The following is a 25,627-nucleotide window of genomic DNA, read 5'->3' as shown; positions in this document are numbered from 1 at the left end:
ATTATGAAAAACTACTTAAACCAAATAGTCGTATTTTTTGTTCTGTTATTGATAACTTTGTTCTTTACAAGTTGTGATAAAAGATCAGACGATAAATTGAACAACAATAATCAAACAAATGGTCAGATTATTGAAGATGATTCTTCAAATACAAGTATTCTTAATGATAATTCAGCTGAGAATCTTATAGAATCAGCATTGTCAAGCTATACTTCCATAGAGGGTTTTATTACTGAAGATCAAAAGATAATTAACTCAAACATTTATTACAAATTAGATATTAATGAAGTTAAAGATTATTCTGCATTAAAAATCATTCTATCAAATCAGTTTACCCAAAAATCTATAGACGAAATTATAACCTATTATTGTTGTGTACAAGATACTCAAGGGATTTTTGTTTGCTCTCATTCTGAAGATGATGTTAATGGCTTGTTTGAAGACTTCATGGTTAAAAATACAATTGATAATAAAAACAACACTGGCAAGATTATTGTTGATCTCCAAATTGGAGAATCTGGTCAATCTGATACAAAGGAAATTAAAGTTGCAAAAATTAATGATAAGTGGCTAATTGATGAAAACCCATTTGCAATAAATGATAAGATAGAAACAGGTAATAATTTAGGAACAAAAGACTCTATTAAAATTAGAATTAAATAATGATTAAAGATTTATTTAAATATATATTTATCGTATTAATTATATACTCAACACAAATTGAAAACTCTATTTCTCAAGTACTTGAGTTATCACTTAAAGAAATGACTAATGAATCTAACAGAATATTTATCGGATCTGTAATTAAAGTAAATAGTTCTTTAGATAACAATAAACAATATTCCACATATACAGAATTTAATGTCGAAAATGTTATCAAAGGAGAAATTAATAAAACTATTGTAATCAAACAATTTGGAGGCAAAATAGGAAAAAAACAAATTTATTTAGAGCATATAAAGTATTTTAAAGTTGGAGAAAATGTATTAGTGATGTTGTATCCTGAAAGTAAGTTAGGTTTTACAAATCCAGTAGGCTTGAATCAAGGGGTTTGGACTATTATTAATCAAAGTCTAAATATTAAATCCACAAAAATTTTTTTTCAAGGTATTAAACTTGATAAATCTTTCAAGGAGAATTTAGAAGTGTACTATGGAAATTCAAAAGTTAAATTAAGTGCATTTGTTAGTTTGTTAAAAAGAATTGTTAACAATCAAAAATCAAATGAATAGTTGTAAAAAACTTTGTTATTTATTATTAACAATAACGATAAGTATAAGCAAGTCGTTTGCTGGTGGACCTAATTATGCAGTTGGCAATATACCAGCAGTTTATAGAGTTAATATTGTTAAGTACCAAACTGATCAAGGACTTTTAGGAATTCTTAATAATCAAAAGGCAACTCAAATAGCAATAAATGGATTCTCAAATTGGGCTAGTTTATTAAATTCTAATTTAAAAATAGAATATTCATCAATTTTATCCCATGATGTAACAAGTCCATTAGATGAATATATTTCTGGTCCAAATCAATTTAATGATAATGTAAATCCAATTGTATTTGATAATAATGGTGATATAACTGATGCATTATTAGGTGTTGGAGCTAAAAAATCAGTATTAGGATTTTCTGGATCTCAATCTGATGGAGTTAATTTAACTGAAGGATTTGTCATTTTATGCGGCAGTTTAGCAATTAAAAATGATACTTTAGAAATTGAAAAATTCCAGACAGTAATGACCCATGAAGTAGGTCATTTCTTTGGTTTAGCACATTCACAAATTTCTTCACATGGGGAATTCCCAACTATGTACCCTAACATAATTGATTATCATAATCAAGGTAAATTAAAATCTGATGATATTACATCATTGACTTTATTGTATCCAAACCCTACTTTCTCAAATTCTTATGGTTCTATAACTGGAAATATTTACAAGCAAAATAATAGTCCATTATCGGGCATAAATGTAATTGCAGTAGATGCTAATAATGGGAATTTATATTCAACTGTTGTTGATTATTTTTCTGGTGATAAAATTAGTTTTGATCAAACACAAAAACCTAATTCAAAAGGATTTTTCAGAATTGATGGCTTGCCTGAAGGAAATTATTTTATTAGGATTGAACCCATAAACTCGAAATTTAATGGTGGTTCATCTGTTGCAAGTTATAGTACTCCAATTAACACAAATATTTACTCTGAATGGTACAATGGTTCAAATGAAAATGGAGATATGTTACGAGATAATGTAAATGAAAAATCCACTATTAGTGTAACAAATACTAAGGTAACAAATGTAATTTTGATAGCAAATGAGTCAAACTCAATAAATGAAATAATCCATCATCCAACAAGACCAACAGATCTTGTAACATGCCCAAACGGTACAACAACTAAGTACGCTCTTAAATTTAATGCTCCTTCAAATGGTTCAGTTGTAGGAATTCGATTAGCATTAGATAAAGGTTCAAAATTACCAAAAGACTCAAAAATTCAAATTACTCTTTATGATGATTTAAATGGATTTCCTAGTAATGTTATTGGATTAATTCAACTAAAATTGGAATATGTTAATAGCGATATAATTAATGATTTTTGGTTGAGGTCTTTAGGTAGAAAAATTAATTTTAAAAATGGAGATTCATTTTACATAGAGGTAACATTGTTAGATTCTGGTAGTTTGGTATTTCCTTCAGCCCCTGATGTATCAACAAGATATAGATCATACACTGATAAATTATGGCAGAATTATGGTTCAGCTTTTTTTATGGATTTGATTTATTCTAATGTATTAAGTCCTGCAACTGAACCCCAGTTAGAATTGAATCCTCGAGATACCATGTATTTCATTTCAAGATTAAATGATTCTATAATTAGTAATCTTTCAATTAAAAACATCGGTGTTAGTATCTTAAATGTTAATTCAATTGAGTTAATTGGAAAAAGTAATGATAAAAATGTTTTCTCTTTTAATGAAAAATCTAATTTTAAAATTTCATCAGGAACAGAAATTATTTTACCAATAAAATTTTCACCTCAAGATTTAGAAAATAGTGTTAGTAAATTAAAAGTTACTAGTGATTTTGGAGTTGAAACTATTACGCTTATTGGTAAAGTTTTAAGTCCAAGGTTATTAATAAATAATGATACATTAAATTTCGGAAAGTGGAGAATTGGAACTACTAGTAATACACTTAATACAATTATAAAAAATGTTGGTAGTGATACTTTAAAAATTACATCAGGAAATTTGATAAATAATGGATCTAACAACAACATTATAAAATTAATTAGTCCAAATTTTGATAAAACTTTATTCGTTTCTCCCACTGATTCACTAATGTTAAGTTTTTCTTTTTCACCTTTAATTGATAAATCATACTCTGCAATTCTAGAACTTAAAAGTAATATATTAGGTTTTAATACAATGTTTAATTTAACAGGAATTGGAATTTCACCAAAGTTAAATGTAAATCCTAGTATGTTAGATTTTGGAAATGTTAAAACTATTGAAAACAATTATTTGGATTTTTCGTTATTAAATATTGGGACAGATGAACTGAGATTAAGCAATTATTTTATTACATCTGAATTAAATAATTTACAAAATAATTCCTTTACTATTAGTAATCCACCAACATTCCCATTAATTATTCAACCAGATTTAAACCGAGTTTTTAAAATTAAATTTACTCCAACAGAAAAGGGAAGCTATAAAGGTTTGTTGAAGTTGTTTTCTATTGATCCAATGGATAGCATAGATATTCCGATTATTGGCAAAATAAATGATATTACAGAAGTAAATTCTGAGGATTATATATTGAAAGATAATCATTCAAATAAGTTATTTATATACCCAAATATAATTTCCAATTTACTTTCCTTCAAAATAAATTTAGATGATTCAGATCAAAATTATATTTTAAATTATAAAATTTTAAATTCTTTATCAAAAATTATTGTAAGTAAAGAAGAACTTGTTAGTAATCAATATGAGTTAAATAAAACATTAGATTTAAGTCAATTTCCGAATGGAGTATATTTGTTAATAGTTGAAATTGAAAGAAAAAAAATGATTAGTAAATTTGTGATATTGAGATAAAATTTTTAACAATTATTATTTAGTTTGTTTGATAAATTCTAGAATAAATAGTCTAAAAAACTTTTTAATAAAGTTGGATTACAAAGGGCATGATCCCTTTGATTTACCAAATTCATTATTTTTTAAATTCATTCCATTTAATTGGTATTATTTACAATTATTAGTTTCAAAATTTGGATCTAGGATAGCCCCTGATTGGCTTAGAAAGTTGTTGTTAGTTCCATTAATTGAAGACCCCAAAACTTATAGTTGTTCATATTTTAGTTATTTGTTAAATGGGGAAGATTCAAATTCAAATGAAATGATAAAGCGCCTTTTATCAATATCAAAAAAGGATGAAATAGGGATTTATTGGGGTTATGATTTTAATTGGCCAACTTTAGATGGAACTACAAATAAGAAGGGAGATTCTACAATTGTACCTGGATCCTTTGCCATGTTGGCTTTATCTGTTGAATCAATTTTAAAGAATGATGAAAAATTAAATTTACAACTAATTAGCTCTGCTAATTATTACATATCAAAACATCTATTATACAATCAATTTAAACAACCATTCATTGGCTATTTTAAACATTCAATTTCAAATACTCATAATGCTAATTTACTTGGTTGTGCTTCAATGACATTAGTTTTTACAATATTTGAAGACAAAGAAAAACTTAAACTTTTAGCAGAATGTGCTAAAACCTCAATTGATGAAATTGATGAAACTGGATACATCCCATATAAAGATTCTAAAGATGGGATGTGGACAGATTGTTTCCATCATCTATATGTAATTGCATCTTTGAGAATGTTATTAGAATTGAATCCATATATAGACAAAGATATTTACCAAATTAAAATTAATTTATTGGAAAACTTTTATAAGAATACATTTTTTAGGGAAGATGGCTTGATAAATTATTATAAAAATAATCAATATCCAATTGATCCTCACAATTATGCAGTTACTTCTATTTACAATATTTTATTTTTGAACAATAATAAATTTGCAATTTCATTATTAGAAAAAATTGACAGTTTAACTTGGTCAAAAAATGAAGGTAGATATTTTCATAGAATAAACAAGTTTGGAAAAATTGATAAAAGGAAATTTACTAGGTGGGGGCAAGTATGGATGTTATTAGCATTTTCAGTTGTTAAGAATGAAGATAAATTAAAAGAAATTATAATTCAAATTCAACAAAAACTTACAAAAAAATAAATATTTTGCATAGACTTTGGATTGATTTAGATAACTCTCCTCACGTACCATTATTTGCGCCATTAATATTAAAACTACAATCTTTAGGATGGAATGTAAAAGTAACTGCAAGAAATTTTGCACAAACACTTGATCTTGTAGAACAGTTAAGTGTTGAAGCGGTTGCTGTTGGTAAGCATGCTGGTAAAAATAAAATAAATAAAGTACTAAATTTACCAGTAAGAGCTATTCAATTAATTAATGAAGTTAAATCTTTTAGTCCTACACTTTCATTGAGCCATGGTTCTAGGACTCAAGCGATAGCATCAAAATTAATGGGAATTCCAATTGTAACTATGTTTGATTATGAATGGAGTGAAATGAAAATATTAGGTACTCTTTCTAAGTATATGTTATGCCCTGATTATATTAGTATGCAAAGGTTAAAGGAAGCAGGTTTACCTATTAATAAGGTAATTTACTATAAAGGGTTAAAAGAAGATTTATATATACATAACTTTTTACCAAATCCAGGATTTAGGCTATCTATTGGATGTTCTGAATCAATGAAACTAATTGTAATTCGCCCACCTGGAATAATTGGTAATTATCATAATGTTTTAAGTGAACTATTATGTAAAGAAATTGTGTTAAAAGCTATAAGTAATGAAAATAATTTTGTAGTAATATTACCTAAAACAGAGTTAGAAAAAAAGTTTATTTCTAAAATTCTCGATTCTAAATATAAAGCAAAAGTTTTGGTTCCTTTGAAAGCATTAGATGGTTTACAGTTAATCTATCATTCAGATATTTGCTTTAGCGGTGGAGGAACTATGAATAGGGAAGCAGTTGCTCTTGGAAAACATGCTTACAGTCTGTTTACTGGTAAAAGAGGAGCTGTGGATGAAGAGTTAAATAAATTGGGTAAATTGACGTTTTTAAACTCTAATAAAGATATTGAAAATATTGATTGGAATTTAAACTCAAAGCCTGAAAAATATTTAGGTAATAATATAACGGATGAAATTATTAAAGTTTTAAAAAAAATATAAATGAGTATTAAAATTAAAATTTTAAATAACTCATTATTAAACATTTTAAAAACTAAGTTGTTTAGAAACAACTATTAACAATTAAATGTAAATAGTTGAAAAATTATTTCATAAGTTATTAGAACATATATGTCAATATTTAAATCAATACAATTTACTAAAATATTTTTAGCATTAATAGATTTTGTAATCCTATTAATAACTGCTGGATTGATTTTGTTGTTCCGGCTTAAATTTTCGAATTATAGTATAGAAATAAATGAGATAGTTTACTTTACTTTATCATCATTTATCGCAATACCAATCTTTAGAGAATTTCAACTTTATCGTCACAAAATATTTACGACTGGTATTGAACAAGTTGTATCTTTAGCTAAAGGTGTACTTTGGATTGGAATATTACAATCTATATCTTTGTTTTTAATAAAGAATACTGAAGCATTGGGTTATAGCAGATCTCATACAATACTTTATATTGTACTTGGTTGTATATTTTTATCACTTTTTAGAGTGTTGTTTTTTAGAAAATTTTATTTAAGGTTAAATGAAAACAAAATAATATTTAGAAATGTTTTAGCAGTTGGAGCTGGTTCAACAGGTCATGCTCTAGCTACTCATATAAATGATAATCCACAATTAGGTTTATCAATTGCTGGTTTTATTGATGATGATTTAAATAAAATAGGTAAGCAACTTTTATCAAAACTTATTTATGGTCCAATTGAGAATGTAAAAAATGTATTAAACCAAATTTCTGTAAACGAAATTTATATCGCAATTAATTCAATACAATATTCTCGTTTATTAGAAATTATTGAGATTTGTAGATTAACAGATATTCCTGTTACAGTGATTACACCACATTTTAGAATAGTTCATGATAAACTTGATATTAGTGAATTCTCAACTATTGATTCTTTTACTTTTAATTCAAATTCAAATGAAGTCTCTTTACCAACCAGTTGGTTTATAAAAAGAAGTATAGATTTTATTGGATCTTTATTAATAATATTGATTTTATCACCTATTTTTATTTCAATTGCAATTGCAGTAAAATTTACTTCGAAAGGAAAAATATTTTATAAATCTGATGTTGTAGGTAAAGATGGTAAATTGTTTACTTGGTATAAATTTAGAACAATGTACCAAAATAATGACCCAAAAATTCATCAAGATCATTTAGAGAAAATTATTAAAGAAAATGGTACTACAGAAAAAATAAAAGATGATCCACGAATTACTAAAGTTGGAAAAATCCTAAGAAAATTCTCATTAGATGAATTCCCTCAGCTTCTTAATGTTATAAAAGGTCAAATGTCACTGATTGGTCCAAGACCATGCCTAAAGTATGAATATGATCACTTTGATGATTGGCATAAGGAAAGATTTAAAATAAAACCTGGAATGACTGGAATGTGGCAAGTATTTGGAAGAAATAATAGTGATGTAACTTTTAACGATTCAATAATTATGGATTTGTATTATATTCATAATTATTCTCTTTGGTTAGATTTTAAAATTGTTTTAAAAACCATTCCAACTGTTTTGTTTGGTAAAGGTGGAGTATAGCTTACAGTTATTTTATTTCTGTTTTTAAGTTTATGGGTTAAAATTAAATAAATTAAAAATTATTAAATTATATAAATAAATTGATAAAAATAGGTGTGATAGGATGTGGTTATTGGGGACCAAATTTAATTAGAAATTTTCATGGTTTACCAAATGCTAAAGTAAAAACTGTAAGTGATTTAAGAAGTGGTAGACTTGATTATATAAAAGAGAACTATCCTGATATAAATACTACAGAAGATTTTAATGATATAATATCTGATAGTGAAATTGATGCAATTGTAATTGTTACCCCAGTAACAACTCATCGTGAATTAGCAGAATTAGCTCTAAAAGCAGGTAAGCATACATTTGTAGAAAAACCTTTGGCACATACTTCTAAAGATGCTTGGGATTTAGTTGAGATAGCAAAAATTAACAATAAAATTCTTGGTGTTGGTCATACTTTCCAATTTACTCCAGGCACGAGAAGAATAAGAAGAGAACTTGAATCAGGTAAAATTGGAAAGGTTTTTCATTTCAGTTCTACTAGAATAAACCTTGGTCCTCCAAAAACTACCGTAGATGTTGTATGGGATCTTTGCCCACATGATCTTTCAATAATACTTCATTTATTTAATGAAATGCCTGTTAAAGTAGATGCTTCTGGTACATCTTTTCAATGGAAAGGATTTATAGATAATGCACATATTAATCTTGAATTTTCTGGAAACAAAACTGCACATATTCATTTATCTTGGTTATCTGCAAATAAAACTAGATTAATCCAGATCTTTGGTGAAAATGGATCAATTGTATATGATGAAATGTTAGCTCCAGATGGAAAAGTAAAGTTATATGATAAAGGTATAGATAATAGAATTAACTCAAAAGATCACGAAGTATTAGCATATTCTGCAGGTGATATACATGTATTAGCTCTTGAACAACATGAACCTTTAAGGTTAGAATGTTCTGAGTTTGTTAATGCAATTCAAAAGGGAACTGATATTCCAAACAATGGAGTTATTGGAGCTCAAGTAGTAGAACTATTAGAATTAATTTCTAAAAAAATAGAATTTAATAATCTGTAGATTTAAAAGAAAATTATTTACAATCTTTTAAAAAAAGTTCTGCTGCTTTAAAACCACTTTTCACACCTCCTTCTATTGTTGCTGGAAGTTTAGTATCAGTCCAATCACCAGATAAATAGAAGCCTTTTAAAATAGTTTTAGTTTTGAGCCTCATTCTTTGGGCTTCTGGGGTAAAAATTGGTGTTGCTCTATTTTCCTTTATAATTTCGAAATCCAAAACTTCAGCATTTTTTAGTTCTTTATAACAAATTTTTAATTCATCAATCACAATATTATATAAATCAGTATTTGTTAATTTAGAAAGTTCTTCAGCAGAACTAATTGTGCAACTTATGAGTGTATTTTCTTTATTCTCAGTAAACATTTTCCGTTTATTAAATAGCCATTCAATTCTAGTTCCTGTTAGTGCATTAAATAATGGTAAATTGTAATGCCCTTTAAACCAAATGTAAATTGAAATTATAGGTGAATATTTAAATTCAGGTATATTTAAGCTACTTTTCAAAATCTTATCATCATTGATAATCCTCGATAAAACATCAGATGGTACAGAAGAAATAATATTTTTTGTTTTAATTTCAGAATTATCTTTAAATACAATTCGATAATAAGAATTATGAAAAAATATCTTTGAAACAGATGAATTATACAATACTTTTCCGCTTGAATTTTCAATAATTTTTGTAGAATTGATAAATAAATTCGATAATCCAGTATTTGAAAAATATAACAAAGATGAATTACCTTTACCTAAAAATCCTTCTTTCATAACATTTACAAACAATGAAGCAGATGCTAATTCAGGTGAAGAATTTATAGTTGCAATTACTATTGGATTCCATAATCTATAACAAATATTTGAACTCTGCTTGAATCTATCTAATAAATTTTTAACAGTTTCATTGGGGTTTACATCATTTAAAAGTATATAATTTATTAAAGGGAATATTAATAACTTTTCCTTGATTGATAAATTCTTAAATTTCAAAATTGCTAACATACTTCCTATTTGTGGATTAAAAATAGCAGGGTAAGATAAATTTGATATTCCTGAATATCTATCTCTGAATTCAATATTACTAGGAAAATTTTTAACTAAAAATTTAAAAGTATCAAGTTTTCTAAATAGCTTAAAAGTATAATTATAACAACCTAAAAACAAATGCTGACCATTATCAATTACATCACCTGATAGTTCATTTATAAATGACCTTACTCTTCCTCCTAAATATTTCCTAGATTCAATGAGTATAGGTTTAAAGCCATTTTCAGCTAATATTACAGCAGATGAAATACCTGAAACACCTCCGCCAATTATAACAATTTCTTCCACTTTATTTTATAATTTAGCTTATAACAAATTTTTTAATTATAGTTTCATTAGTTTCAAGATTTCTAATTTTTAAGAAATAGACACCAGATTTTAGATGCTTTGTTGGAAAAAACAGATGGCTTTCATTATTATATTTTTGAAATGTAATCAATTCACCAATAGTATTAAAAATTTCTAAATTGAATGAAGTAGATTCTTTGAAATTTAAATTTATAATATTGTTATAATAGCTAAATGAGAAATTGTTTTTATTTTGTTCAACTGAAACTGTAGAAATTTTAAATTTATATTTCGCTATAAACCCATCTGTAGTATCAAATTCATTTACAGAAGGAATCATTATATTTCTAGAAGAATCAAAAAACATTTTACCATAAAATTGACCAGCAATAATTACATCAAGTGATTGCCCATTTTGCTTTACATAAACATAATTACCCTCGTTTGTTAACTCACCTCCAATTGAAAGTATATAAGGGTTGATATAAAAATGAATAGGAAAATAAACAATTACATCTGATTTACCTTGACTTTTCAACATATAATTTGGGAAGTCAATACTATCTCTAAATTCTCCAATCATACAGGGAATCCCTTGATCAAACATAAAAACTGAATGTAAATTATCTTCTCCTTTTCCACCAAAATTAAAGAATATATTAAATTTCCCATTGTTTGAATAATCAGCACAATAGGCATCAGAACCTCCAATAGGTAATGAAAATTTTTTTAAATTTGATTTATCGAAATAGCAGGTATCAGAATAGTTACCACCAACAAAGAAATGTGAATCATCAGAGGTGTGTAAACTGTTTACATAATCATTTTGAGGACCACCTATTGTATTTATAAATGATATTTTTCCATTTGGAGAAATGCCACAAACAAATCCATCAACTCGACCATTTGAAAAAGTAGAATCAGTTTGGTTGTTTAAAGATTGAAGCAAGTCAGAAGTATATGAACCACCAATATATACAAATCCTTCAGGAGAGACTGCCATTCTAGCCTCTGTCAATCCAACTGAACCATTCATTGAAGTAGTCACCGAATTGAAAATTACTTTTTCAAAATCTGGTGAGTATTTAATTAAGAAAAGTGATAGCTTTTGATTTGGTTCAATTTCATCAACTGCATTCCCAAAATCCATATCAAAAGTCCCATTATAAGTACCATGAATATAAATGTTATCGTATTTATCAAGTTCGATAGCCTCTATGTATTGGTATCCTTGAGAACTAATGGTTTTAGCATAAACTAAATTACCATCAGGATCATACTTTACAATGTAACCATCATAATTTCCCTTACATTGAAATTTCAAATCAGAGTTAGAGAACTTTAATGTATCATTGTAATAAGCTCCAACAAGATAACAATTCCCTTTTGAATCTAGAGAAATTGAAGTACCATAATCATAATCTTTAGAACCACAAGATCTTATCCATAATACTTCACCATCTTGAGATTGTTTCATTACAAAAGAATCGTATCTTCCTCTTGATTTAATTTTATAACCATCACCTTTGTTTGTACCTACTTCAGAAGTTCCACCAAAATTTCCAATAGAATAAACATTGTTTGATTTATCAACTACAATTTTTTCAATAGCATCAAAATCCCGCCCAGCAACTGTTTTAACCCATTGTAGTTTTTGAGCAAGTAATAAACTACTTGTATTAAAAAATATTAAAAAAAGTAAAAAACTTTTCATAATGTGATTATTAAATCATTAAAAAAATTGAAAAACACAAGGAATAAAAAATAAAAAAAATGCCACACATATATTTAATGCGTGGCAAAACATTAAACCAAACATTTTAATTTAAATACTTCTTGAAACTGCACGTTTTTTCAATTGAGAAAGGTGCCAAGTAATATTAATGTCTTTAGGACAAGCTTCTACACAATTGAAAATTGTGTGACATCTCCAAATTCCATCTGGAGAATCAAGAATATCCATTCTTTCATCAGCTGCTTCATCTCTTGTATCAAAAATAAAACGATAAGCCTTTAACATAGCAGCTGGAGCAATAAATTTTTCATTAGACCATAACGAAGGGCAACTTGTTGAGCAGCATGCACACAAAATACATTTTGTACATTCCATTAACAATTCTGCATCATCATTATGTTGGTATCTTTCAATTTGAGGAGCTTGAGTTTTGGTAATTAAATATGGTTTAATCAACTCATATTTAGCAAAGAATTCATCCATATCAACAACTAAATCCTTAATAATTGGCAAGTATGGTAAAGGTTCTATAACTATTGGTTTTTTATAATTTATATCTTGTAATAAAACTGAACAAGCTAAAGTATTTCTACCGTTTATTTTAATCCCATCTGAGCCACACATACCGTGAGCACAAGATCTACGGTATGTCAGTGTTCCATCTTGGGTTTCTTTGATCTCACTCAACACATCAAGAACCCTCCAATCTAATGCAGCATTTGTAATGGTATAATCTACAAATTTAGGTTCAGTATCTGTTTCTGGATTGTATCTCTGAATACGAAATGTTATGTTCATAATTAAATAAATAATAATCAAAAAGTAAGTGAAAAATAAATTACTATAACAAAATATAAAAACAGATTAGTTATTAATATTTTCTAATCATTGGTTTATATTTTGTAATTACTACTGGTTTGTATTCTAACCTAGGTTCATTGCCTTGATTGTAAAAAGCAAAAGTATGTTTCAAGAAATTTTCATCATCTCTATTTGGATAATCATCACGTGAATGACCTCCTCTAGATTCAGTTCTTTTTAAAGCACCATAAGTAATAGCTTCAGCAGAATCAATTAAATTTTCTAATTCGAGAGCTTCTAATAAATCGGTATTAAACTCATTACTTTTATCATCTATAGTTATTCTAGAATATTTATCTCTAATTGTTTTAAGTTCTTCAGTCATTAATAGCAATTTTTCATGTGTTCTAAATACTCCTACATTATTCATCATTTTGTCTTGAAGTTCTTTTCTAATAGCACCAATCTTTTCATTTCCAATATTATTTTTCAAAGCAGAAATCTTTGCTTTTGTTGCCTCATCAAAGTGATGGGATGGTGGAATTAATGTTGCACCAGATTTAAGAAATTCCATAACTCTTTTACCTGATCTTCTGCCAAAAACGATTAAATCTAACAAAGAATTAGTACCAAGTCTGTTAGCACCATGTACAGAAACACAAGCACATTCTCCAGCAGCATAAAATCCAATTATAATATCACCCTTTTCATTTGATAGAACCTCACCATTTACATTTGTAGGAATCCCACCCATTGCATAATGAGCAGTTGGTTGAATAGGTATTGGTTGATTCTTTGGTTCAACACCTAAGTAAGTTCTTGCAAAACCAGTAATTTCAGGTAACTTATTATCTAGAACTGATTCATCTAAGTGAGTTAAATCCAAACCAATATAATCAGTACCATCAGAACCTTTAATACCTCTACCTTCAAGCATTTCGGTAATAATTGCTCTAGAAACCATGTCTCTTGGAGCTAAATCTTTAACAGTAGGAGCATATCTAACCATAAAGGCTTCATTATCAACATTTCTTAAAATACCACCTTCTCCTCTAGCTGCTTCAGAAACTAGTATACCTAATCTCCATAATCCTGTAGGATGGAATTGAATAAATTCCATATCTTCAACTGGAACACCTCTTCTATAAGCAACAGCAGAACCATCACCAGTACCAGCATGTGCATTTGAAGTAATTCTAAATGCTCTACAAAGACCTCCAGTAGCGAATACAACGGCTTTTGCAAGAAAAGTATGAATTTCTCCATTCCTAATTTCTAATGCAATAACTCCTTTACAAATATTATCTTCAATAATTATATCAGTTACTTGAAATTCATTAAAAAAGTTAATACTATTTTTTAAACAATTTTCATATAGAGTATGAAGCATAACATGTCCAGTTCTATCAGCCGAGTAGCAAGCTCTTTTAACAGCAACTCTTAAGTTCTCATCTTCAGGGCTTGGCCTTGTATGTCCACCAAATTTTCGTTGAGCAATTTTTCCCTCTTTAGTCCTGGAAAAAGGCATCCCCATATGTTCAAGTTCGATAATTGCTCGAATAGCATCATAACACATTACATCAATTGCATCTTGATCGCCTAAATAGTCAGATCCTTTAACAGTATCAAAAGCGTGCCATTCCCAAGTATCTTCTTCTTCATTTGCTAATGCAGCACAAACACCACCCTGAGCAGCACCTGTGTGAGATCTTAATGGATGTACCTTACTTAAAACAGCACAAGTATATGGCGATTGAATTTCAACAGCAGCTCTTAAGCCAGCTCCACCTGCACCAATAACCAAAACATCAAAACTATGTTGCATATAAATTTTTTACTAATTTATGAATTTTAAAATTATCTAATTGCAGTTACTGTTTGAACTCCTGCATTAGGATCAAAAGTGAAAAGAGTATTTAATCCGATTCCTAAAAAAACTAATGAAATTACTATAAACAATCCAAAAAGTGTCATGGTTATCATAGGTTTTAATTTGAAATCTCTTATAATATTCCACATTCCTTGAACTCCGTGATACATTGCAAGAATTAAGAAAGCAGTATATAATCCTATAAAAGCTGGATTAGTTAACCTTTCACTAACAGCCTTCCAAGTGTGCCCTGCATCAGCTGATGAATGGACCATAAAGAAATGTCCTAATGTAAGTACAATCAATGCTAAACCGCTTAGACGTTGCATTATCCAAGCAAAAGCCCCACTACCTCCACGACCAGAATATTGAAAAGACCTTTTTCTGTTTTCCATTTATAAAATTTAATTGAAAAGAATAATTTAATTAGTGACTAAATAGCATTAAATATGCCATGAATAGAATTAATATACCTGCAATAATATATACTAATTTAAGAATTGATTTATGGTTTTTTGCACCTTGTCCTAGATCTACTAATACAATTCTAAATCCATTTAAAGAGTGGTATATAACAGGTATGAATAAAAGAAATTCTATTACAACAAAAATTGGTTTTTGAAACAACTTCATTTCTTCGGTAAAAGCAGCTTCACCTTTTGTAATTGAACTTAATGCTACAATATGAAGAAACAAATACATAGTTAGAGCAATACCAGTACCTCTATGTAAAATCCAAGCCCAAGAACCTGAATTTTTTTTATAAGTTAAAACAATTTTTGACCATCTACTAACAGGTTTTTCTGATTGAATGTAAGCCATTTTTTATATATGAAAATTAAAAATTCTTATTAAAAAAGTTACTGATGTAAAAGAAAGAATTGAGTCTTCAAAAATAACATTTTTAGTTAAATATTATTATTTTTTTCTATCAAACAACTATTTATGAATTGCCTCTAAAACTAACTCAGCAACATCTTTTACTAAAATACCACTATCATTTGCTAATGTTTTAACTCCATCACTCATCATTGTCATACAAAATGGACAGGCAGATGCTATTACCTGTGCACCTGTTGATAAAGCTTCTTCAGTTCGTTCAATGTTAATTCTTTTTCCTTCCGTTTCCTCCATAAACATTTGAGCACCACCAGCTCCACAACAAAATCCTTTATCTTTATTTCTAGGCATTTCAATAATTTCTAAACCTGGTATATTGTTTATCAATGCCCTAGGAGGTTCATAAGTATTATTATATCTACCTAAATAACAACTATCATGGAAAGTTACTTTAGCTTGCATTTCATTTAAACCCTTTATTCTTCCTTCTTTTATAAGATCCTCTATAAAAGCAGTATGATGAATAACTTCATATTTACCACCAAAATCTGGATACTCATTTAAAAGTGTGTTAAAACAATGGGGACAAGAAGTAACAATTTTTTTTACATTATAATTGTTTAATGTTTCAACATTCATTTGAATCATTGAACTTGCTAAATATTCATTTCCCGCTCGCCTTGCTGGATCTCCAGTACATTTTTCTTCAGTACCTAAAATTCTATAATTGACTTCAGCAATATCCATTATTTCAGCAAAAGCTTTAGTCACTTTTTTATATCTATCATCATAACTTCCAGCACAACCAACCCAAAATAAAACATCTAAATTCTCAATTTCATTTTTAGTTGCTGACTCCATTGATTTAACTTTTGTTCCTTGTGTCCAATCAGATCTTTCTGAATTAGAAAATGCCCAAGGGGTAAAATTATTTTCAATATTCTGAAAAGCAGGTTGTAATTGAACAGGGAAATCAGATTGCATCATAACTTGCCAACGTCTCATATCAATTATTGCAGGAACATGCTCAATCATTACAGGGCATTCTTGTACACATGCCATGCAAGTTGTACATTGCCATAATGCCTCATTTGAAATATAATCTCCTATAAGTACTTTTTCAAATATAGATGGATCATCAACACCAGGAATGTCTTGTACACCTTTACTCCTAAGAACTTGAGGAGCTTTATCCATTGTTCGATTATTCAAACCAATAATTATTTCCTTAGGGTCTAGAATTTTTCCTGTTGAATTTGCTGGGCATACTGTACTACATCTTCCACAATGTGTACAGGTCATTCCATCAAGCAATTGTTTCCATGTAAAATCTTCAATATCACCCTTACCAAATTTTTCTAATCCTACTTGTTCAAAATCTATTTTTTCTAATTTATTAACCGTTCCTAAATTACTGAAATACACGTTAGGAATTGAAGTGATAACATGTAAATGTTTTGAATGAGGTAGGTAGTTCATAAACCCAAAGATAACAAGTATATGTAACCACCAAGAAGTTTCAAAAACAATTTTTGAGAAATTTCCATTAGTAAATAATGGATGTAATAATCCACTAATAGGTCTGATTGCCCATGAATATTCTTCATTAGCACCAAGCCTTGAAGCATTTGTTAAAAATAAAGAGGTAACGATTACAAATATAAGCGTGAGAATGATCATAGCGTCTCGTTGTTCAGAAGGGCTAACAACAAGGCGTTTAATGTTACCAGAAAGTCTTCTAATAGCTGCCCAAATTACTCCCACAATAATAGCAATGCAAAAAACGTCTTGTGAAACTGTGATCATTGAGTAAATAGGACCTAGCCAATTGAGGTTGCCATGAGGGATTAAACCTTCAACAATCGATTCTATAACAGCTATTAATAAAACTAAAAACCCCCAAAAAATCATTGCATGAACAGCTCCCGCAACTTTATCTCTTAGTAGTTTAGTTTGCCCGATTGCAATAATTAGAACATTTTTTACTCTGGTTAGTATGTTATTAAAACGATTTTCATTTTGACCTAATTGTAGATAACTTATAAGTCTTTTGACGTTTTGCAACATTGCAACAACAGCTGTAATAAAGCAGATCCAAAAAATTATATGTTTGAGCATTTATAAAGAAAGGTAGAAATTTATTGATGTGAAATTACAAAATTTATTTTAAGTAACTTATTTAATTTCTTATAATAAATTTATAATTTAATGATGAAACTTTCAATTTTAGAATGTGTTTAATAAAAAAAATAAGATTTAATATAAATTAACTATAACTACACAAAAATTAAAAAACTATGTCACAAATTGATGAATCAACAAGTTTAAGCAAAGGACTACTATTAGGTCTTTTGGCAGGTGGAACTGTAGGAGCGGCACTTGCATTATTGTTCGCACCAAAAACAGGAAAGGAGCTTCGTGCTGATCTACAAGAACGAAGCGGTGAATATATTGATAAAGCAGGAGTTGCAATTTCAACTGCATTGGATAGTGCTCAACAAATCGTTACTGATGGCAGAGTTAGAGCTGATAAAATAGTTGAAGATGCTAAAAGTAAAGCATCAACAATTCTTTCAGATGCGGAAAAAATTGTAACTGAAGCAAAATCAAAAGCTTCTACTCAAGGTGGACAGTTGAAAGAATCTTTAAGCAAAATTTCAGAAGCAGCTAAAGCAGGAGTAGATACTTTTAGATCTGAATTTGGAAATTCAAAACAATCTGTTTAATTTACTTTATATTTGTGCCGGATTCATTTGAAAATTGAATCCGGCATTTTTTTTAATAAAATATTAATATGGAAACAATACTTTATGTTTGTGGTTGTTTAGCATTGATTTGTCTTGCAGCCCTATTTTTTTATCTAATTAGATTCTTTTCATCTGCTAAAATATTAGTTGATAAATCATCTAATACAATGGAACAATTAGTTGAAGAGATAAAAATTGTAAGAGTTGAAGCAAAGGAAACTTTAGATAATCTAGATGTTTTAATGCAAAATTTAATACCTACAATTGAGAACCTCAACATTTCAATGGTGAAAGTAAATCAACAATTAGATTCTGTTGAAGTAATTACTCAAAGAGCAAAAAATGTTTCATTAAATATTGAAAGAGCATCTGAAGATGTAAGTTATGCTGTTTCTAAAGCTTCTAATATTGCAACTGCTGTGGTTGGTGTACAACAGTACATGAGTAAAAAAAATAAAAAAAATGTAACTCAAACAGTTGGGGTAATTGGTGCTATTGCAAAAGCTATTGATGCTTTTAAAGAAAGGTATGTTGAAGTAGAAATGCTACAGAATGGTGATATTACTCATCTATATCAGAATGAAGGATACGATGATGTTTATAAACAATAATATTTATAATGACAAATTACATTATTTAGAAATTGGTAATTCTACTTACAAATTAGCTGTAAAATCTGATGATAATACATTTAATATTTTAAGAACAAACAGCCCTGACGAGATATCAAATTTAATTGTTGACAAAAAAATATTAATTGCAATTACTTCCCAAAATGTTGCAAATTATTCAAATGTTGATTTTGAAAAATCTAATTTAGAGATCATTGAAATTAATAAATTATTCACATTTATTTCTGACACATATTCACCTCCAGAATCAATTGGATTAGATAGAATATTAAATCTTTATGGTTTAGAAAATGACTCAATTGTCGTTTCTTGTGGTACTGCAATTACTATTGATTCTATCAAAAACAATTCTCCAATTTGGGGTGCAATTTTACCTGGTTTTAAAGTAATGTTTAATTCTCTAAACAAAACAATTCCTAATCTTCCAACTTCTGATTTTGATTTAATTCCAAAAATTCCTGCTAAAAATACTACAGATTCAATTGCAAATGGAACCTCAAAAGCACTATTTTATGCAATTTCTGGTATTATTAATGAAATTGAATTGTTGTATTTTAACTCTATTAAACAACAAATCATAATAACTGGTGGCAATGCTTTGTATCTATCAAATAACTTAAATTCAAAATCAATAATTATAGAAGATTTGATTTTCAAAGGAATGGAAAGGTATTACAAACTATTTTGTTTATAATTTATTTCAGAAAATAATTTTCTGTTTTTTACAATTTTAATATTGCTTAATACTGATTCTATAGTACTTTGAGGGTCTGCCAAATTTTCTCCCGCAATATTAAATGCGGTTCCATGATCAGGTGATGTTCTTATAATTGATAAGCCTGCTGTAAAATTAACCCCAGTATGACCACTATACATTTTTAAAGGTATTAAACCTTGATCATGGTACATAGCTAAAATTGCATCTTGATTTAAAGGGTTGTATCTAGCAAAAAATCCATCAGCTGGAAATGGTCCACTTATCAATTTTCCTTCAGATTTTAGTCTGTCAATTATTGGGTTAATTATTTGTAATTCTTCATTTCCAAAACTTCCATTTTCACCTGAATGAGGATTTAAACCTAATACAGAAATTCTTGGTGAATCAATTCCAAAATCTTGAATCAATGAATAATATAAAATTCTAATTTTATTTTCAATATTTTTATTAATTTCTACACTTACATTTAATAAAGGAATATGACTTGTTACTAAAGCAACCTTCATTCTTTTTAAACTGTTATTAATAACTTTATCAACCATTAAAATCATAAGTGGAGAACCATCTGTGTAATGTGAAATCATTTCAGTATGACCTTGAAAATTATATCCACCATAATTCAATGCTTCCTTAGATATTGGGAGAGTAACAATTGAATCAATAATATTATTTAAACAATCAATAGTTGCACTTTTTATAGAATCTCCAGCATGACGGCCACTTCCAGAAGATACTTCTCCAAAATTTATAGTTGATGAATCTGAATTTACATTTTTAATTTCACTTTTAAAATTACCAACTTGTAATATATCTCCAACTATTTTAGCTTGAGTAAAATTTATTTTGTATAAATATTCTCTTAACAAATTTATATTAGAATATATTACTGGGGTAAACAAATTCACATCATCAATTCCAAGTAAAGTTTTAACTAAAACTTCTACTCCAATACCATTAATATCTCCAATTGTAAAACCAATTTTCATAAATATATTTTTAATAATTAAAGATATGCTTCGAGTTCAGATTCACTTTCTAAAAGTACAGCTCTGCCCTTAGCACCACTACCTACAATTGGTCCTACAATACCAGTACTTTGCAATTGATCCATAATTTTTGCAGCCCGACCATATCCAAGTTTCATTTTACGTTGTAGGAATGAAGTAGATGCCTGCTGATGAGAAACAACTAGCCTTGCTGCTTCATCAAACAAAGAATCTTTATCTCCAATTTCACCAAGCCTAATTTGTTCTTCTTTTTCAATTATACTTGGCAGAAAATAAGGTCTTGAATAACCTTTCTGTGCTCCAATAGCATTGCAAATATCTTCAATTTCCTCAGTAGAAATATATGCATTTTGCATTCTAATTGGTTTAGGATGAGAATTTGAAAGATAAAGCATATCACCATTTCCGATTAATTGTTCTGCTCCTCCAGTATCAAGTATAGTTCTAGAATCAATTCTTGATGCTACTTGATAAGCAATTCTTGCAGGGAAATTTGCCTTGATAATTCCAGTTATAACATCCACTGATGGTCTTTGAGTTGCAACTAATAAATGAATACCAATAGCTCGGGACATCTGAGCCAACCTAACAATAGGTTCTTCAACTTCTTTTTTAGCTGTTATCATCAAATCTGCGAACTCATCAATAATTAAAACTATGTAAGGAAGTTTTTTAAAGACTTTACCTAATTTGTTTTTTAGTAATCCTTGTTCTAATTTTCTATTATAATCTGCAATATTTCTTTGTCCTGCATCCCCTAAAATTGTATACCTGCGTTCCATTTCCATTACCAAAGATTTTAAAACCAAAACTGCATTCCCAGGAGTTGTAATTATATCTTCATCAACGTCGGGGCAGTGTGCAAGAAAATGATTTGCTAATGCTCTATATTGAGTTAACTCAACTTTCTTTGGGTCAATTATTACAAATTTTAAATCACTTGGATGCATTCTATATAATAATGATGCAACCATGTTATTAACGCCAACAGACTTACCAGATCCTGTTGCTCCAGCAATTAAAAGATGTGGCATTTTTGCTAAATCATCAACCACAACCTCACCTGTTGTATTTTTTCCAAATGCCAAAGGAAGTTGCATATCTATTGATCTAAATCTTTCAGTATTAATTACTGATCTTATTCTTACAGTCTCCCTTACATGATTTGGGATTTCAATACCAACAGTACCTTTGCCAGGCATTGGAGCTATCAACCTAATACCACGGGCTTTCAATGCTAATGCAATGTCATCTTGTAAAGATTCAATTTGAGAAATTTTAATTCCAGCTGCTGGAACAAACTCATACAATGTAACAACAGGACCAGGTATAATTTTAATGTTTTCAATTTTTATTCTAAAAGTCTCAAGTTTTTCTTGAAGTAATCTTGCATTGATTTTCAATTCATCATCTTCAATTAATGCTAATTCTTTTTGAGCAGTTAACAAATCTATTGAAGGAGGTGTATAATCAATAACTTCATCGTTTACATCTAAGAAATCATCTTCTGAATCAAGCTCTAAGTCTAAACTATTTTTTTCTGAATTAATTTTTAATGCATTCATTCTCTGAAACTCTTCATGGTTAGTAAATCTATCTTTTATATTAGTTTCATTATCTATTACATTTGATTTTTGATTATCTAAAGTTTTATTATTTGCAGGTCTTTCAATAGTTGGTTCATGGAAAATAAAATTATCATCATTAAATAAATTATTATTTTTAGAGTTTTCATTTTTAATTTTCCTTAACATAATTGCTGGGTCTTCTACTTTAGATAACTTAATGACTTCATTAGTTTTAATATTCGATTCATTTTTGAAAGGTTCGTGCCCTTCAGAGATTTTAGATTTTAGGTTTGTACTAGTAGATTTTGCTTTTTCAGAAATATTATGAGCAACATTTCTAGTTACAGTTAATGCATGCGAAATATTAAAATTCACAGCATATATTAAAACAATTATAGTTATAGCTGCTAAACAAAGTAAAGCACCAACTGACCCTAACAGAGCAGAAAGCATTGATGCAATAAAAGATCCAATTGCACCTGACCATTCCCATGTTGGTTTAGGTAGCCAGCTAATAAATTGAAAAGAACCAAATAATGTTGCTAATAGTGTTGCTGAAAGGAATGCAAATAACGTCATTCTCCAAACTCGTTGATAATCATTACCTTTAAACAATGCTATACTCCAATATATTAGAATTATAGGAATAATAATTGAACTGTAACCTATTGTTAAGTTAATAATTGCATTTGAAAATATTGCACCAAGTAAACCGAGCCAATTATGTGTTGTATCTGCTTTTGCTGATACTAATGGTTCGTTTTTAATCAACCCTAATAATTCTTTAAATGTAACTTGAATATTAGATTGATCTTTAGTTGTATAACTTATTAATGAAAGAAAAAGTAATATTGAAAATAAAAAAAGACAAACAGAAGCAACTTGTCTGAATCTATCATCAGAATTTTTCTCAATTATTCTTTCTTTATTTTTATTATATCTAGCCATGAATTAAAAATTAGTTTTTTTTAAGTATTCAATTAAAATTAAACAATAAAATTTTGTTGATTATTTTATTATTTAATATACAAATATTTAAATTTATTTATTTTAGAAACTTAATTCCAAGTTTTCTCTTGTAAATATTATTCAAAGTTAATGTAATTAAAATTTCAATGACAAACAAACAGAAAATTTTTAAAGTTGTAGTTTTATTATTAATTGTTTTATTAAATGCATGTCATGAAGTTGGAAATAATCAAACTGATAAAAAAACTGACTCAACATCCTCTAATTTAACTTTAAAAAATGAACAGATAGATAAGTCTGGATTACCTAGCTTTATAGGTAAAAATGCATGGGATATTTGTAATGATTTCTGTAAAATTGGACCTAGAAACCCAAATTCAACAGGTTCCAAAAAAGGATTAAAGTTTATACTAGATTTCCTAAAACCCCTTTCAACAAATGTTAAAGAACAAAATTTTATTCATGATGGTTATAACGGAGAAAAAGTAAATTTAACAAATGTAATTGCAACTTTTAATCCAGATGCTAGTAAAAGAATTTTGTTGTGCACTCATTGGGACTCAAGACCCAGAGCAGAAGAAGATTCTGATTCAACTTTACATAACTTACCTATTTTAGGTGCAAATGATGGTGGAAGTGGAACTGCAGTACTTTTAGAACTTGCAAAAATATTAAAAGAAAATCCACCAAAATTTGGTGTTGATTTAGTTTTTTTTGATGGCGAAGATTATGGTAAAGAAGGAGATTTAGAAAGCTATTTTTTAGGAGCAAGATACTTTTCCAAAAATTTACCAATTGGTTATAAACCTTCATTCGGAATTTTGTTAGATATTGTTGGAGATCATAATGCTATTTTTGAAAAGGAAGGTTTTTCAATGGAAAAAGCACCAGATGTTGTAAATGTTATTTGGAATGGCGCTAATGATTTAGGATTAACTCAATTTAAAAACATTTTAGGAGGAGGAATTTCAGATGATCACTATCCATTGAATGATGTGGCAAATATTCCTACAATCGATATTATTGATATTGAAATGGTAGGTAATAGATCAAATGATCCAAATAGAAGATATTGGCATACACATCAAGATACAATGGATAAAATTAGTGAATCATCTCTTGGAAATGTTGGAAAACTTATGGTTTATACAATCTACAAATTAACAAAATATTAAATGAAATTAATTGCCGTTATTGCAATACAAGTTTTCTTTTTTTCTCAATTGTTTTCTCAAATCATAACTGAACATAATGATAAATGTGGTAAGCTAGATTTGAACTTTGAAAAAGAAAGATTGTCCTTATTAGGTTCTGGGTGGGGCTATAATTATGATTCACTTCTAAATGATTTGACAAGATGGAGAAGTTCACCATATGTCAAAATTGATTCGATTGGTAGAAGTGTTAAAGGGAGAACAATTTGGCAGTTAACTATAACTTCAAAATCAGATAATCTAAAAAAAATAGCATTTATTCATTCGAGAACTCATCCAAATGAAGTACAAGCAAATCATGTTGCAAACCAAATTATTGAACAACTAATTTCAGAAAAAGATTATTCTAAAGCATTTAGAGAAAATGCAATTTTGTATGTAATTCCACAGTATAATCCTGATGGTGTTGAACTAGGTAAACCTCGTGAAAATGCAAATGATATTGATTTAGAAAGAGAATGGGATAAAAGTCCAATGCAAATTGAAGCAGCTTCTTTAAAGAATAGGTTTATGCAGATTATGAGTACAAATAATCCTATTAGAATTGCTCTAAATTTACATTCAGCTTACACATGCAAAAGGTACTTTGTTTTTCATGATCCAACTGGTACATCTATTGAATATTCTGAATTGGAAAAAAAGTTTGTTACTGGAGTTAAATCATTCTTTTCGAATGGTATTGAACCTTGGGATTTTAATATCACATGGGTTGGCACTCCGTCAACATTATTTCCAGAAAGTTGGTGGTGGTTTAACTATAATAAAAATGTTATTGCATTAACTTATGAAGATATGAATTGCGATGCTAACGGAAAATATGATTCTACTGCTTTTGCAATTATTGGTGGAATTGGGAAATATTTAGGAATACCAAGAACTCTTTCAGTTAATGCAAATGAAAAATTGAATTTGAATCTAAATCAAAATTACCCAAATCCTTCTAGAGTTAAAACAACTATTGATTTCTCAATTTTACAAAATGATAATATAAAATTAATTGTATCAGATTTGTTAGGAAATGAATTGATTAAATTAGTTGATGGAAAATATTTAAGTGGAAAATATAGTATTGATTTAGATCTACATAGTTTACCGCAAGGAAATTATTTATATTCATTGAAAACATCTGATAAAATTTTAACAAAAATTCTTACTGTTTATTAATTATTTTTACAACATACCAAACCTAATTTCAGGTTCAAG

Annotated in this window: 21 protein-coding genes; 12 read left to right on the top strand and 9 right to left on the bottom strand. The window is 28.3% G+C overall.

All coding sequences use genetic code 11. The features are described 5' to 3' along the window. Nucleotides 1-3 precede the first annotated feature (3 nt). The 7 genes from IPP08_07095 to IPP08_07065 all read left to right on the top strand — a co-directional run bounded on the left by IPP08_07095 (nucleotide 4) and on the right by IPP08_07065 (nucleotide 8,990). Nucleotides 4-663, top strand: coding sequence for a hypothetical protein (locus IPP08_07095; GenBank protein QQS65553.1), 660 nt, complete (start codon nucleotides 4-6; stop codon nucleotides 661-663). Further along, complete coding sequence (locus IPP08_07090; protein ID QQS65552.1) at nucleotides 663-1,232, top strand: hypothetical protein; 570 nt, start codon at nucleotides 663-665, stop codon at nucleotides 1,230-1,232. The genes IPP08_07095 and IPP08_07090 overlap by 1 nt, the downstream gene beginning before the upstream one ends. Continuing rightward, nucleotides 1,225-4,107, top strand: coding sequence for a choice-of-anchor D domain-containing protein (locus IPP08_07085; GenBank protein ID QQS65551.1), 2,883 nt, complete (start codon nucleotides 1,225-1,227; stop codon nucleotides 4,105-4,107). The genes IPP08_07090 and IPP08_07085 overlap by 8 nt, the downstream gene beginning before the upstream one ends. Nucleotides 4,108-4,180: 73 nt before the next feature. After that, a complete protein-coding gene (locus IPP08_07080; GenBank protein ID QQS65550.1) occupies nucleotides 4,181-5,317 on the top strand; it encodes a hypothetical protein in 1,137 nt (378 codons plus the stop codon). 5 nt (nucleotides 5,318-5,322) lie between these two features. After that, nucleotides 5,323-6,348 carry a DUF354 domain-containing protein gene (locus tag IPP08_07075; GenBank protein QQS65549.1) on the top strand — a complete coding sequence of 342 codons (1,026 nt, stop codon included), beginning with the start codon at nucleotides 5,323-5,325 and terminating at the stop codon, nucleotides 6,346-6,348. 129 nt (nucleotides 6,349-6,477) lie between these two features. After that, complete coding sequence (locus tag IPP08_07070) at nucleotides 6,478-7,917, top strand: sugar transferase (protein ID QQS65548.1); 1,440 nt, start codon at nucleotides 6,478-6,480, stop codon at nucleotides 7,915-7,917. Between the two features lie 80 nt (nucleotides 7,918-7,997). Beyond that, nucleotides 7,998-8,990, top strand: a complete 993-nt coding sequence (locus tag IPP08_07065; GenBank protein ID QQS65547.1) for a Gfo/Idh/MocA family oxidoreductase — start codon at nucleotides 7,998-8,000, stop codon at nucleotides 8,988-8,990. A gap of 13 nt (nucleotides 8,991-9,003) precedes the next feature. Here the strand turns inward: IPP08_07065 and IPP08_07060 are convergent, their stop codons facing one another. From IPP08_07060 to IPP08_07030, 7 genes are all read right to left on the bottom strand, one after another. Next, a complete protein-coding gene (locus tag IPP08_07060) occupies nucleotides 9,004-10,323 on the bottom strand; it encodes an FAD-dependent oxidoreductase (protein QQS65546.1) in 1,320 nt (439 codons plus the stop codon). Nucleotides 10,324-10,336: 13 nt separating this feature from the next. Further along, nucleotides 10,337-12,037, bottom strand: a complete 1,701-nt coding sequence (locus IPP08_07055) for a T9SS type A sorting domain-containing protein (protein ID QQS65545.1) — start codon at nucleotides 12,035-12,037, stop codon at nucleotides 10,337-10,339. Between the two features lie 111 nt (nucleotides 12,038-12,148). Further along, nucleotides 12,149-12,856, bottom strand: coding sequence for a succinate dehydrogenase iron-sulfur subunit (locus IPP08_07050; protein ID QQS65544.1), 708 nt, complete (start codon nucleotides 12,854-12,856; stop codon nucleotides 12,149-12,151). A gap of 73 nt (nucleotides 12,857-12,929) precedes the next feature. Continuing rightward, a complete protein-coding gene (locus tag IPP08_07045; GenBank protein QQS65543.1) occupies nucleotides 12,930-14,684 on the bottom strand; it encodes a succinate dehydrogenase flavoprotein subunit in 1,755 nt (584 codons plus the stop codon). A gap of 32 nt (nucleotides 14,685-14,716) precedes the next feature. Then, complete coding sequence (gene sdhD, locus IPP08_07040) at nucleotides 14,717-15,124, bottom strand: succinate dehydrogenase, hydrophobic membrane anchor protein (protein QQS65542.1); 408 nt, start codon at nucleotides 15,122-15,124, stop codon at nucleotides 14,717-14,719. 31 nt (nucleotides 15,125-15,155) lie between these two features. Next, entirely contained in the window at nucleotides 15,156-15,551 is a 396-nt protein-coding gene (gene sdhC, locus IPP08_07035) for a succinate dehydrogenase, cytochrome b556 subunit (GenBank protein QQS65541.1), read from the bottom strand. A 117-nt stretch (nucleotides 15,552-15,668) separates the two neighbouring features. Then, entirely contained in the window at nucleotides 15,669-17,687 is a 2,019-nt protein-coding gene (locus tag IPP08_07030; GenBank protein ID QQS65540.1) for a (Fe-S)-binding protein, read from the bottom strand. A gap of 179 nt (nucleotides 17,688-17,866) precedes the next feature. On the opposite strand from IPP08_07030, the gene IPP08_07025 reads away from it, so the two are divergent. The 3 genes from IPP08_07025 (at nucleotide 17,867) to IPP08_07015 (ending at nucleotide 19,642) form a co-directional block, all read left to right on the top strand. Continuing rightward, nucleotides 17,867-18,295 (top strand): YtxH domain-containing protein, encoded by a 429-nt coding sequence (locus IPP08_07025; GenBank protein ID QQS65539.1) that lies wholly within the window; start codon nucleotides 17,867-17,869, stop codon nucleotides 18,293-18,295. A 68-nt stretch (nucleotides 18,296-18,363) separates the two neighbouring features. Beyond that, nucleotides 18,364-18,927, top strand: a complete 564-nt coding sequence (locus IPP08_07020; protein ID QQS65538.1) for a hypothetical protein — start codon at nucleotides 18,364-18,366, stop codon at nucleotides 18,925-18,927. Further along, nucleotides 18,896-19,642 carry a type III pantothenate kinase gene (locus IPP08_07015; protein ID QQS65537.1) on the top strand — a complete coding sequence of 249 codons (747 nt, stop codon included), beginning with the start codon at nucleotides 18,896-18,898 and terminating at the stop codon, nucleotides 19,640-19,642. Before IPP08_07020 ends, IPP08_07015 begins: the two co-directional genes overlap by 32 nt. On the opposite strand, the gene pdxA is transcribed toward IPP08_07015, so the two are convergent. Beyond that, nucleotides 19,621-20,652, bottom strand: coding sequence for a 4-hydroxythreonine-4-phosphate dehydrogenase PdxA (gene pdxA / locus IPP08_07010; GenBank protein QQS65536.1), 1,032 nt, complete (start codon nucleotides 20,650-20,652; stop codon nucleotides 19,621-19,623). The genes IPP08_07015 and pdxA overlap by 22 nt on opposite strands. A gap of 17 nt (nucleotides 20,653-20,669) precedes the next feature. Further along, the gene (locus tag IPP08_07005; protein QQS65535.1) at nucleotides 20,670-23,189 is read right to left on the bottom strand and encodes a DNA translocase FtsK 4TM domain-containing protein; all 2,520 of its coding nucleotides are present in this window, start codon (nucleotides 23,187-23,189) and stop codon (nucleotides 20,670-20,672) included. 167 nt (nucleotides 23,190-23,356) lie between these two features. Between IPP08_07005 and IPP08_07000 the strand changes: the two genes are divergently transcribed. Continuing rightward, the gene (locus IPP08_07000) at nucleotides 23,357-24,385 is read left to right on the top strand and encodes a M28 family peptidase (protein QQS65534.1); all 1,029 of its coding nucleotides are present in this window, start codon (nucleotides 23,357-23,359) and stop codon (nucleotides 24,383-24,385) included. Continuing rightward, entirely contained in the window at nucleotides 24,386-25,588 is a 1,203-nt protein-coding gene (locus IPP08_06995) for a T9SS type A sorting domain-containing protein (GenBank protein ID QQS65533.1), read from the top strand. The last annotated feature ends 39 nt before the right edge of the window (nucleotides 25,589-25,627 follow it).

This window comes from Chlorobiota bacterium (assembly GCA_016700335.1).
GTDB lineage: Bacteria > Bacteroidota > Ignavibacteria > OLB7 > OLB7.
This window is presented reverse-complemented; position numbering and strand designations above follow the sequence as displayed.

Bases quoted from the DNA above. Each gene is read 5' to 3' on its own strand.
- IPP08_07090 (QQS65552.1), top strand. From the start codon at position 663: ATGATTAAAGATTTATTTAAATATATATTTATCGTATTAATTATATAC.
- IPP08_07020 (QQS65538.1), top strand. From the start codon at position 18,364: ATGGAAACAATACTTTATGTTTGTGGTTGTTTAGCATTGATTTGTCTT.
- IPP08_07045 (QQS65543.1), bottom strand. From the start codon at position 14,684: ATGCAACATAGTTTTGATGTTTTGGTTATTGGTGCAGGTGGAGCTGGC.
- IPP08_07050 (QQS65544.1), bottom strand. From the start codon at position 12,856: ATGAACATAACATTTCGTATTCAGAGATACAATCCAGAAACAGATACT.
- IPP08_07015 (QQS65537.1), top strand. From the start codon at position 18,896: ATGAAGGATACGATGATGTTTATAAACAATAATATTTATAATGACAAA.
- IPP08_07070 (QQS65548.1), top strand. From the start codon at position 6,478: ATGTCAATATTTAAATCAATACAATTTACTAAAATATTTTTAGCATTA.
- IPP08_07095 (QQS65553.1), top strand. From the start codon at position 4: ATGAAAAACTACTTAAACCAAATAGTCGTATTTTTTGTTCTGTTATTG.
- sdhC (QQS65541.1), bottom strand. From the start codon at position 15,551: ATGGCTTACATTCAATCAGAAAAACCTGTTAGTAGATGGTCAAAAATT.
- IPP08_07025 (QQS65539.1), top strand. From the start codon at position 17,867: ATGTCACAAATTGATGAATCAACAAGTTTAAGCAAAGGACTACTATTA.
- sdhD (QQS65542.1), bottom strand. From the start codon at position 15,124: ATGGAAAACAGAAAAAGGTCTTTTCAATATTCTGGTCGTGGAGGTAGT.
- IPP08_06995 (QQS65533.1), top strand. From the start codon at position 24,386: ATGAAATTAATTGCCGTTATTGCAATACAAGTTTTCTTTTTTTCTCAA.
- IPP08_07085 (QQS65551.1), top strand. From the start codon at position 1,225: ATGAATAGTTGTAAAAAACTTTGTTATTTATTATTAACAATAACGATA.
- IPP08_07030 (QQS65540.1), bottom strand. From the start codon at position 17,687: ATGCTCAAACATATAATTTTTTGGATCTGCTTTATTACAGCTGTTGTT.
- pdxA (QQS65536.1), bottom strand. From the start codon at position 20,652: ATGAAAATTGGTTTTACAATTGGAGATATTAATGGTATTGGAGTAGAA.
- IPP08_07005 (QQS65535.1), bottom strand. From the start codon at position 23,189: ATGGCTAGATATAATAAAAATAAAGAAAGAATAATTGAGAAAAATTCT.
- IPP08_07055 (QQS65545.1), bottom strand. From the start codon at position 12,037: ATGAAAAGTTTTTTACTTTTTTTAATATTTTTTAATACAAGTAGTTTA.
- IPP08_07000 (QQS65534.1), top strand. From the start codon at position 23,357: ATGACAAACAAACAGAAAATTTTTAAAGTTGTAGTTTTATTATTAATT.